The sequence below is a fragment of the Sphingobacterium sp. R2 genome (assembly GCF_040760075.1).
In the GTDB taxonomy this organism is placed as follows: domain Bacteria; phylum Bacteroidota; class Bacteroidia; order Sphingobacteriales; family Sphingobacteriaceae; genus Sphingobacterium.
Window position 1 is genome coordinate 3381260 of record NZ_CP142884.1, and the last position, 11401, is coordinate 3392660.

The following is an 11401-nucleotide window of genomic DNA, read 5'->3' on the forward strand; positions in this document are numbered from 1 at the left end:
TGGAGCAAAAAAAATCGCTCGTCAAGCTGATGTGACGAGCGATTTGAGATTTAGATTGGAGAGTTTTAATCCAATAGACCATATACACGGACATAATCTATTTCGAACGTTGCGGGGAATATTGTATCATCTACGCCCTCTTTGCCGCCCCAGTTTCCACCGACAGCAAGGTTAAGTAACCAATGGAACTTTTGGTCAAATGGCCATTCTTTAAAGCTCCTCTTTTCATTGACAAAGTGAAAGGTCTCTTGTCCATCAATGAAACCTTTGATATATGTCGGTGTCCAGTCTACACGATAGTTGTGAAATTTCTCAGAAACACCAGACACCTTTTTTTTACTCGTTTTCTGTGTGTTTATGCTATGGTTATAGGCTTTGGTATGCACTGATATATGCACCATATCCTGATCGTATCCGACATGTTCAAGTATATCTATTTCGCCCGACTTGGGCCAATTACCATATTTCATATCAGTGGGAAGCATCCAGATCGCTGGCCAGGTACCAATCCCGCTCGGCAATTTTGCTCGCGCCTCAAATCTACCATACCTGAAGTCTCCTTTATTCTTGCTGGTCAGCCTTGCAGAGGTATAGGCTTTGCCATCTTTATTTCCTTTTCTTGCCGTAATCTTCAGGACACCATTTTCCACGATGGAATTTGATGCTGATGCCTCCATGTAATACTGCTGCTCATTGTTGCCCCAGCCGTTGTACAAAGAACCGACATCATAAGACCATTTGTTTTTATCGGGCAATCCGGAATAATTAAATTCATCAGCCCATATCGGTGTCGGCGAAAAATGATAGATTATCTTATTTGCTATAGCTGAATTTGGCTTTACAAAAAAGGGAATGTTGGCTGTTGCAACCTTGTTGTTTCCATCGTTTGCATAGACAAATAGCCGATAGGCGCCTTCCAGAGGAGGAGCCGTCAAGAGTGTCCTGTCAACTGCGTTATCATCTATAAAGCCACTTAATCCCTGCGGACGTTCTTCACGGTCGCCACCTTCTTTAAGATCTGTGCTTTCCTTGAGAAGCTCCCAACGTAGCTGTAATTTGTCGCCGTTGGGATCATGTACAAAGGCTTCTATAGGATAGGATTTACCGGATTCTAGGTAGATAAAATCTTTTGCATGCTTATGATTCAATAATAGAGAGTCTAACTGCGGGGCCCGATTATGGGGCCATTGGCCCGACCAAAGGTATTGCATAACATCGACAACCTCATTTTCCTCACCTTGCTCAGTAAATAATCCATACCATGTTGGTGTACGTTCCTGTTTTTGTCCCCACAAAAAGACATAAGAGCCCAGACAGTTTTTATCTTGTTCGATAGCGGCTTCGTATCGGCTTTTGTAAACTTTCGCTTTCTCGTGGCTAGTCTCCTCAATAGGAGCTCCCCAAGGTGTTTGCAGGACTTCCCAATGGCCTGTAGGCCCCCATTCTGTCACAATATAGGGTTTACTCCATCCCGTCTTTTTTAATTGCTCAGGAACAGCGGCAAGGCCACCATATACTTGTACAGAGATCAGGTCCAGTGCTGTGCATCTGGTTTTAATATAATCAATTTCCTTTTGATTCACACCGGCCAGCATGGTAGTTACCAGATGATTGGGATCTAATTCATGGATCATCTCGGCGATCGAATTGACAGCATCCCATACTTTTGGGTTACTGTAATGTAGGTTGAGTTCATTGCCGATTCCCCATGCGAGCAGTGCCGGATGATCCTTATATTTCAGGATAATTGTGCGAATATATTCTTTTTGTTTGGCAACAGCTGCCGGATTATTGTAATTGAAGCCATGGCGCTCTGTTTTCACATCGAGCCCTAAGGTTACCGTGAGGCCCAGCGTTTGTGCTTTATTTAGGATTTCACCAGCTTGCTGGGGTGTCCATGTGCGTATGGAGTTGCCTCCATACGCTTTTAATTTTTCCAGATTGCTTGTTCCGCCTGCTCCTTTAATGAAGTAAGGCTGTCCATTACGCATTAGTGTAAAACCATTTTCATCTTTAACGATTGTCGATTTAACGGGTTTGCCTTCCTTTCCCAATGCATAGGAAAGGAAAAGTACGTTTAGCAATATGAATATTAGTGGTCTTGCTGCTGTCATCATCTATCGAAAGTTAGGGTTTGCATCTATCTGAGTTTGCGGAATAGGTATGTATTCGCTGACACCAGGGGTAAATTTTGCGCCGAAGACTTCTTTGGCACGCTCGGTACGGACCAGGTCATTAAAACGCTCACCCCACCATTCGCAGGCAAATTCCGCTCGACGTTCATCCAAGATCTGATTTAAATTTACATTTGTAATCGGTGCTAGTTTTGCGCGTTCACGAATCAGACGAAAAGGCTCATCCCCATTCTGTCCCTTCCTGACCTTCGCTTCGGCATTTAATAAAAGAACATCCGCATAGCGCAATATACGTACATTATTGTTTGCTCCATATTCCATTCGGCCAGCTGTCATCTGCGATTTTGGGAGATAGGCTTTACCATTGAAATATTTTACGCCAAATGGATTTCCATAAACGGCATCACCACTTGGAGTTAACGATGTAGTCGCCGGATTGCCATCTACGCCACAATATAAAATCGTTGTCTTTAAGCGTTCCGTTTCACCTCTATTGGTTAAGAAATCAACGATATTTTGAGAAGGTGGTACCCAGCCTGCTCCGGAGATTGGACTTCCTTTTTGATCCCCAGAAGGGCCCTGCCATTTAAAAAAGGTACCCCAATCCACGCCTGGTCGAACGATGTCGCCCGTTCCCAATCCAAAATCAGAATATTGTAGTTCAAAGATAGACTCGTTCGACAACTTTCCTGGTATTTTAAAAAGCTCGTAATAATTTGGGTATAGCGAAAATCGACCGCTCGCAATAATTTTGTTTGTTGCATCCAGAACGTCATTCCAATGGGCACTGCCGTTATCATTCCCGGCCAAATCTGCAGCGGCTTTCGCTTTCAAAAGAAGGGCAGAATATTTAGTTACCGCCCCAATGTGCTTTGACTGATTTGGACGGGCATCTTCAAGATCTTCCGAGCAGGCATTCATTTCATCAATTATAAACTGACGTACTTCTGCTACCGTACTTTTCTGGATGGTAGCCAAACGGCCAATGTTATCGCTGTCAATAAGAATAGGTACATTGCCAAACAGGCGTGAAGCCATCAGGTGAGCATATGCTCTTAAAAACCTGACTTCGGCTTTGTACTGCTTATTCAGTTTTATATCCGCCGTATTGGAAACTGGAATTTTTTCAGCAAAATTATCCAATTCGATCAAAGCATTGTTTGCAGCGATGACGAGGCTATAATAACTGATCCATGATTGATTTAGGCCCCAGTAGGATTGAATGGTAACATCATTTTGAAAATTTTTAATACCCATTAATTCGGGATTATCATTTGGATTAGGTGCGGCCTGTTGGTAGTCGTCATCACGCATACAGCGAATGGAAAGATCAATCCAATGCACTAAGTTATCGTCTGAAGCCGAGCGATATACACCAGATACTGGGCCGTACATTAAGGCGGTATTGCTATAATCAATCTCCTCAGATCGCTGCTGGTTTTCTAAAGGTTTGTCCAAAAATTTACTACAACTGGATAGGCTACAGGAAAGACCTAAGCAGCTTGCGATTAGGATATATTGAAGAGTTTTCATGCAGTTTAAATTAAAAGGTTAATAATTAGAATGATACTTTGACTCCCAGGCTGTAGGAAGAAGCAATCGGATACACATTGGCATCGAATCCCATTCCAGCTATTTCGGGTGTAAAACCATTGTATTTTGTAAATATAAAAGGGCGGTCGGCAGTTGCGAACACACGCGCGGGTATTTTATTGAGTTCAAAATTATAACCCAATTGTATATTTTGTATCCGTAGGTATGCTCCACTTTCCACAAAAAATGAACTTGCCTGAAGATTCCAAGGGGCAACGGATCCTTTGGCAGATGGGTGCGTATTACTGCTTCCTTCTGCAGTCCAGAGGTTTTCGACGAATGCGGCATCAACATTCATCTGATTGTATTTTCGGCGCATTGCACGGTTAAGATTATGTATCTTGTTGCCGGATACACCTTGAAAGGCAATACTTAGATCAAATTTTTTATAATCAAACGCGAGGTTAAATCCGTAGGCTAACGTAGGAAGATAATTGCCGAGGTTTACCCGATCTTTTTCATCAAGCTCGCCATTATTGTTCTGATCCCTATATTGAAGATATCCAGGTAAAATAGGTGTGTTTGGATTCTGTTGATTGTATCTTTTTGCTATGGGATCTGCATCAATCTCGGCTTGATTTTGATAGACACCAGCTACCTCATAACCGTAGAAAAAGTTTATGGGTTGATTCAGTTCTATACGTGCGGGGAATTCAGCAGACCATTCTGGATAACCATTCATTATGCTTTCTAGTCCACCGAGATTCGTAACGCTGTTTTTTAGGGTAGTCAGGTTTCCGCCAATCGCATAGCTCAATTCGCCAATTTTGTCTTTCCATTGCAGACCAATTTCCCAACCACTGTTTGTTACACTTCCCCAATTGCCATATACGCGATCCCACGAAAAGGGGATAGGTCGGCTAAAAGCAAGGTCATGTGTAGTGCGGTGATAATAATCTACCGCGCCGGTCAAACTATTATTCAGCAAGGCAAAGTCAAGTCCGCCATCCCATTCTTCCACAACTTCCCAGCGCACTTGGGTGAAAAAACGGCCGACGCGATATCCAGGTACGCGCGTTCCATTGGTAGTTCCTTCGCTTCCAAATATCCCTGAGTAGTTATTGCCTGAGTACACTGTAGCATAGCCTGCATTAGGCTGAATACCATCGTTCCCCAATTTACCCCAGCTTCCACGCAATTTAAGCTGGTTGAAAAGTTTTTGATTTTCCATAAACTTCTCCTTGGTCAATACCCAGCCTAGGCCCACTGACGGAAAATAACCCCATTTCGTTTGGTATTTTGAGCTGCCGTCTGCACGGAATGTTGCTGTTAGCAAATATTTGTTGTCATAATCGTAGGTGCCTCTGGTAAAATAGGATATTCCGGCATTTCGGAATCCCTTCTCTCCATATCCTGTGGCCGAACCCGTACCTTGCGCATCCACACCAACATACCAAAACTCCTCCGATTCTGGCACATCATTGGCTTGTACCCAAGTTTCCCGCCAGCGTTCCTCACGTGATGATTGTCCGAGCAAAAATGACCAGTGATGTTTACCCGCCTGATCTTTATACGTTAGGAGATTGTCCAAAATATAGTTGGTGTTGCGTGCTTGCGCTGAACGTAAAAAGGAGCGGTCATTGCGCTGATCATTGTCAATGTAGTAAACAGGATTATAGTTTATATTATGTGTGGACTGATACCTCTGGCTAAGCTGCGAACGAACAGTGATCTTGTCTTTCCATAATGTTGCCTCGAGATAGATCGTCGGAAGAATCTGGAACCCCTTTGTCTGATTCGTATTATAAAAAGCTGTAGCTACCGGATTGTTATACCAAAATCCCGATTGCATACCGATGGCGGTACTTGATCCAAATTTTTCCGGTTTGGACAGTTCCAATGATTGGTCATAAACAGGGTAGAGTGGCGATGCGAAATAGGCTTGTCTAAAAGCAGCATTATTAGGCGAGTAGGTTTTAAAGTTATTGATGTGTGCGCTAAAACCCGCTTTCAGCCAATCTGTTACTTTGGCATCAGTTTGTAAGCGGATATTATATTTTTGATTCATATTGCTGGCATCCATGATGCCATCCTGTTTGACATAATTGAGCCCCATGGAATAGGTAATTTTATCAGATCCACCCATAATATCCAGGTTATGATTGGTGATCAGAGCCTTGGAGCGCAAGAGCTCTTTGAACCAATCGGTATCCATCGCCGGGTTGGTCGTTGTCCCACCATATTTTTCCACCGAACTTTTTACGAAGGCCTCATTTCCAATGGCTGTTGCATATTCCGCATATTGCTTTGCATTAGCCATTTTCAAAACATGTGTTGGGGCTTGGAAACCAGCGAAGCCATTATATGTAACTTTCCCTTTCATATTTAAACTTCCTTTTTTGGTGGTCACCAAAATGACACCATTTGCGGCACGTACTCCATAGATTGCTGCGCCAGAAGCATCCTTTAAAACCGAAATGTCGGCAATATCATTTGGATTGAGGAAATCGATATTGTCCATGAACATGCCATCCACCACATATAGAGGACTTTCATTATTAAAAGAGCCAACGCCACGTACACGAACAGCGGGCGAAGATCCGGGCGCGCCCGAACTTACGATTTGCACACCAGCAACAGCGCCTTGTATTGCATCCATTGGGTTGGAAACAGTACGTTTGGCCATTTCTTCCATATTTACTGTTCCTATGGGCGCTGTGAGGTCGCCCTTTCGTTGCGTACCGTAGCCTACAACTACCACTTCATCTAGATTGAAGTCACTGTTGTTTTGCATGAGCTGAATCGTTAAGATATCTCCATTTATGGGTACTGTCTTCGCCTCATATCCTAATGATGAGATGATGAGGTATTTGACGTTTGTAGGAATAGCGAGTGAAAATTCCCCGTTTTCATTGCTGCTTGTCCCAATCTTTGCATTTCCTTGCACAGTAATGCTTGCCGAGATAGGAGCACCTTTTTCGTTTGTAATCCGTCCAGTCACTGTTTTAGTCTGCGCACTTACTATAGTGGATAGGCAAGAGAACAGTACAGTACTGGCAATAATACTGATATTATTTTTCATGTGTAATGAATTGAAATTTAGGAATTGTTTATAATTATCAAGAATCAAAATTAGGCTTAAGCAGCTTATTGTCGAGTTTTAGGGGTACAACAACACTACATCATGTTGGTTTTTTCGGCGGCAATTCAATATATTTGGGGTACGTCAAGTTTACGTCAGCCAATTGAAAGGAATTATTATGAGGTGTTTTGCCATTCTGTTTTTTATATTGTTTTCTGTTTTTTCAAAAAGGCTATCCGCGCAGGAGTTACTTGGCTTACCTTTGGTTTATAACTATGGTAAATCGGTCTATCAAGGGGGGAGTCGCACTTGGGATATAAAACAAGATAGCCAGGGCATCATGTACTTTGGTAACAGTGAAGGGCTACTGACCTTTGATGGACGATATTGGAAAACATTTTCCCTCCCCAATCATACCAACATCCGTTCTATCTGGATTGATGATGAAGATCGAATTTATGTTGGCGGACAGGGTGATTTTGGCTATTTTGAGCGTTCGCCGCAATTTGGCCTCGTTTATCATTCCTTACACGATCTTGTTCCAGAAGGATATCGGAATTTTGCAGATATCTGGAATACGGTTGGCGTCGGGCAATCTGTTTTTTTTCGCGGTACCAATGCGATATTTGAATTGAAAGGACAAAAGATTCAAGTACATCCGGCGGCGGATGAGTGGTATTATATGGGGCAGTCGGACGGCATACTTTATGCACAGGATAAAAGCAATGGTTTGTTGGAGTTTAGCGACAATAAATGGAATCCCTACGTAAAAGACTTACCCTTTAAAGATGTGAAGATCGCATCCATGCTCTCCCTTGGCAAAGGCCGTTTGTGGCTGTCTACTTTAAATAACGAAACTTACAGCTTACAGAACCAGAAACTGACAATACTACGTACGCAGGGTGGCGACGGCAGCTATACACCGTCTATAGGGAAAATAGATGACTCAACCTTCGTTGTCGGTAATGCCAAAGAAGGTTGCCAGATCCGTAGCCTAAATGGCAAAACAATTCAAAATATCGGTGTCAGGGAAGGTTTGCAAAATAGAAATGTAACTTCCGTCTTTGTGGACAGACAGAAGAATATATGGGTGGGTACAGACAATGTCATCTCTGTGATCAGCTATGGAAGTGCCATTCGCTATCTCCGTCCCAATATGGAGAATGATGTGACGGGATATTCTACACTCCTCTTCAATAATAAACTTTATCTTTCCTCCTCGAACGGAGTTTATTATGCTAGAATAAAAGAAGGATTGACCGATCAAAGCCGTTCACCAGCTTTTTTTTTCCTCCTTCCGGGTAGCGATGGTGGCGAAGCATGGCGCCTTGAACAACTTAATGGTCAATTACTACTTGGACACAACAAAGGTTTATTCCAGATTACGGATCATTCCCTCAAGCCAGTTCGGCAGGGGATAGGAACTTGGAAGTTGCTTCCCCTTAGTATGGTTTATCCGGTAAAAGAAAGTTTAATAGGAACCTATAATGGCCTCGAGTTGCTTGATTTTAATCAAGGCTTATTCTCGATAAAAGGCCCGCTAGATGGACCTTCTGATTCTTTCCGATTTCTCGAACAAGATGAAAAAGGGACTATCTGGGCATCTCACCCGTATCGGGGTATTTACCGGATTACGCTGTCGGACGATAAGAAATCGTATCAGGCCAAACTCTGCAATCATAAAGATGGGCTACCTGCCGATTATCAGAATTACGTATTTAAAATAAAAAATCAGATTGTCTTTGCGACGGAGAAAGGGCTTTATCGCTATGATTATAAGATAAATCGTTTTTTGCCTGCAGAACAGTTCGCAGCCTTTAAAGACTTGACCATACGTTATCTAAAAGATGACCAGCAAGGAAATATCTGGTTTTGTACAAGGAAAATGGTTGGGGTAGGGCGATTTGATTCCAAGCTTGGAACCTATCATCTTATTAATTTTCCTGAGATAGAAGGGATGAACACCACAGGATTTGAACATATTTATACTATTGACCAATACAATATCTATATAGGAGCAGAGAAAGGGGCAATTCATATCAATTATGATAAGTATTTGAAACATAGTGTAAGGCCTGTAGCCATGTTATCTCAAATTATTGCAACAGGAAAAAGGGATAGTCTTATTTATGCAGGTTTTCTTTCAAATGCCTTTGAGTCAAAAGAGGATCCACTCAATGCTAATAAAGGCAACGTCCTAAGGTTACCTTCCATTTTTAACTCTTTCCGATTTAGCTTTTCCTCACCAAGTTATGGGATAAATCAGCATCTTGAATTCAGTTATAAATTATTGGGTTATGATGACGAATGGTCTTCATGGAACCCCCAGTCTGAAAAAGCCTATACCAATCTGCCGGATGGACAGTACACGTTTCTTCTGAAAGTAAAGAATAATTTAAACCAGCAATCCGATGTGGCCGAATACCGATTTATCGTTTTACCCCCATGGTATAAGACCCTATTAGCCAAAATTGCTTATTTTCTATTGGCTATACTCGCTGTGTTTGCCTTGATTCATTTGCGTAAAATAGAGAGACACAAACAGCAGCTGAAACATGAGCAACAGTTGGCGCAACTCCGTTATATCCATCAGCTGGAAATTGAGAAAAATGAGAAAGAAATCATGAAGTTGAATAACGAGAAATTAGCACATGAAGTGATGTCCAAAACAAAAGAACTAGCGAGTACTAGCATGCAGTTGCTTGAAAATTCGGGTGCATTAATTAAAGTTAAGGATGAACTCGCAAAGCTTGATACTGGCGATCACGAAGACGCTAATTTGAAACGTATTAACATGTTATTGAAGGATATTGAAAAGAATAGTGCAAACTGGAACCAATTCGCGAGTCATTTTGATGAACTTAACGACGGATTTTTAAACAATTTGAAGGCAAAGCATCCAACATTATCTCGAAATGATCTCAAAGTATGCGCGTATTTAAAATTGTATTTTACATCCAAACAGATCGCTCAGCTGCAGAATATTACCGTTAGGGGAGTAGAAATTCATCGGTATAGACTACGCAAAAAATTGCAGATCGAAACGGAGTTGTCTTTAAATGAATATTTAAATACAATTTAATTTGAGACATTATCTTATTTCAAAACGCGATTATATCTTATTAATCAATACGTATCTGTTTTGTTATCTTTAACAACTTCATGTGTGGAGGCAAAATTAGGAAGGAAAGTTAACGTATCAACTGAATGTAACTATGAAAAATTAATTACAATATCGAGTAGTAAAACCTAACAGCCCATTAACGGAATTTGTTGAAAGTCTTTGCATTTAGAATTTAACAATCCATTATTTTAAGTGCAAAGGGAGAGGAAAGTTTATCATTTTATACCGGTTGTAAAGTGTCTGAAAATTGGGTGCAGGACTGCGGTATTGACTTTAACGATAAACAACAGGTTTTCGAGTGGTTTAAAATCGCTTTCTCGCCATGGAGTACGCAAAGGCAGGAACTTTTTTCAAGTAATGAAATTTGGTGTATCCCACGTCCACAATACCATTTTCCATTACACCAAACTTGGCCGACATTACCTAACTTGACATTGCTTAGCGATGCGTCGCATCGTATGCCACCATACGCCGGTGAGGGAGTAAACCAAGCAATGCAAGACGCTTTTGAATTAGCAGAAAATTTAACAAACGATGGCTTTCCCGACATTCAAACTGCCATTGCACATTATGAAAAAAAAATACAGGAAAGAGTTTCATTGGTAATTAGCGATACGTTGAAAAATACTGAAATATTACACAGCGAAAATAGGATTATTAAATTACTTCGTATGTTTAAATAGTTTCTATTCCGTTAGACTGGCCACAATTTCTTGATTTGATGGTTCACGAATAATGATAATCTCATTATCTTTAAAAATTATAAGGCCGCTTTCACTAAATTTATTTAGCCATCCCATCATGGGCCAGACTCCCCACTTTTGAAAAAATTGAGTAGCGTTGTTGACAATGGATTTAAAGTGGTTTAAAGGTGGACTATAACTTGGGTGATACTGGTGATACGCCAATGCATCGATTGTAATATGAGCTATACTATTTTTCCTTGCGCTGAAGCCAAAATCTGTATCTTCAGCGCCATATCCAATATAGTTTTGATCGAATCCACCAATTTTATTGAAAGTATCTTTGCTACACCCAAAATTGAGTGACCAGAATAGTTCGTAACTAAATTGATTTAACTCTTTCCTGACAGGGTCGGACCTGCTGTTTTTCATTAATTGCGACATCCAGTCAGGCTTATCTGCAAAGCCTTTTTTCAAATACCTAACCCTACCGCTTAGTAAAGCATTCTTTTTATTCGAGTAGGGCAGATACTGTTCGATTAAATTTTGCGCAGGAATGCAGTCTACGTCTAAGAAGATATTAAAGGAAGAGCTAGAACTTTTTATGGCCATATTCCTTGCTTCGCCCAAATTTAGATCCCCTTCTGTTTCCATTTCTACGGTGTTTATTCTAAAGGGATATTCATCATCTTCAAATGGGTATGCACGTTCATTGATAAACACGATCACTATTTCTGCCGGTAAGATAGAATTTTTAGCGAGTCCGTTAAGCAGGTTTATCAGCGCATGATGGCGTTTATGTACAATTGTCAATACGGAGACCGGAGCAGTGGAGCACATATTT

At 41.3% G+C, this 11401-nt stretch carries 6 protein-coding genes; 2 read left to right on the forward strand and 4 right to left on the reverse strand.

Going from position 1 to position 11401, the window contains the following annotated elements; all coding sequences use genetic code 11:
• Positions 1–65: 65 nt before the first annotated feature.
• Genes VXM68_RS13960 through VXM68_RS13970 form a run of 3 tightly spaced genes read right to left on the reverse strand, consistent with a single transcriptional unit; the run spans position 66 to position 6750 of the window.
• The gene (locus tag VXM68_RS13960; protein ID WP_367209048.1) at positions 66–2117 is read right to left on the reverse strand and encodes a family 16 glycosylhydrolase; all 2052 of its coding nucleotides are present in this window, start codon (positions 2115–2117) and stop codon (positions 66–68) included.
• Positions 2118–3668, reverse strand: coding sequence for a RagB/SusD family nutrient uptake outer membrane protein (locus VXM68_RS13965; protein WP_367209049.1), 1551 nt, complete (start codon positions 3666–3668; stop codon positions 2118–2120). It lies immediately after the preceding gene.
• A 25-nt stretch (positions 3669–3693) separates the two neighbouring features.
• Entirely contained in the window at positions 3694–6750 is a 3057-nt protein-coding gene (locus tag VXM68_RS13970; protein ID WP_367209051.1) for a SusC/RagA family TonB-linked outer membrane protein, read from the reverse strand.
• Positions 6751–6928: 178 nt separating this feature from the next.
• Between VXM68_RS13970 and VXM68_RS13975 the strand changes: the two genes are divergently transcribed.
• Complete coding sequence (locus tag VXM68_RS13975; protein WP_367209052.1) at positions 6929–9832, forward strand: two-component regulator propeller domain-containing protein; 2904 nt, start codon at positions 6929–6931, stop codon at positions 9830–9832.
• A gap of 278 nt (positions 9833–10110) precedes the next feature.
• The gene (locus VXM68_RS13980) at positions 10111–10557 is read left to right on the forward strand and encodes an FAD-dependent oxidoreductase (RefSeq protein WP_367209053.1); all 447 of its coding nucleotides are present in this window, start codon (positions 10111–10113) and stop codon (positions 10555–10557) included.
• Positions 10558–10560: 3 nt separating this feature from the next.
• On the opposite strand, the gene VXM68_RS13985 is transcribed toward VXM68_RS13980, so the two are convergent.
• On the reverse strand, positions 10561–11397 hold the full coding sequence (locus VXM68_RS13985) for a glycosyltransferase family 2 protein (RefSeq protein WP_367209054.1): 837 nt from the start codon (positions 11395–11397) through the stop codon (positions 10561–10563).
• Between the last annotated feature and the right edge of the window lie 4 nt (positions 11398–11401).

Coding starts and splice junctions, on each gene's coding strand:
- VXM68_RS13965 (WP_367209049.1), bottom strand. CDS start 3,668: ATGAAAACTCTTCAATATATCCTAATCGCAAGCTGCTTAGGTCTTTCC.
- VXM68_RS13985 (WP_367209054.1), bottom strand. CDS start 11,397: ATGTGCTCCACTGCTCCGGTCTCCGTATTGACAATTGTACATAAACGC.
- VXM68_RS13970 (WP_367209051.1), bottom strand. CDS start 6,750: ATGAAAAATAATATCAGTATTATTGCCAGTACTGTACTGTTCTCTTGC.
- VXM68_RS13960 (WP_367209048.1), bottom strand. CDS start 2,117: ATGATGACAGCAGCAAGACCACTAATATTCATATTGCTAAACGTACTT.
- VXM68_RS13975 (WP_367209052.1), top strand. CDS start 6,929: ATGAGGTGTTTTGCCATTCTGTTTTTTATATTGTTTTCTGTTTTTTCA.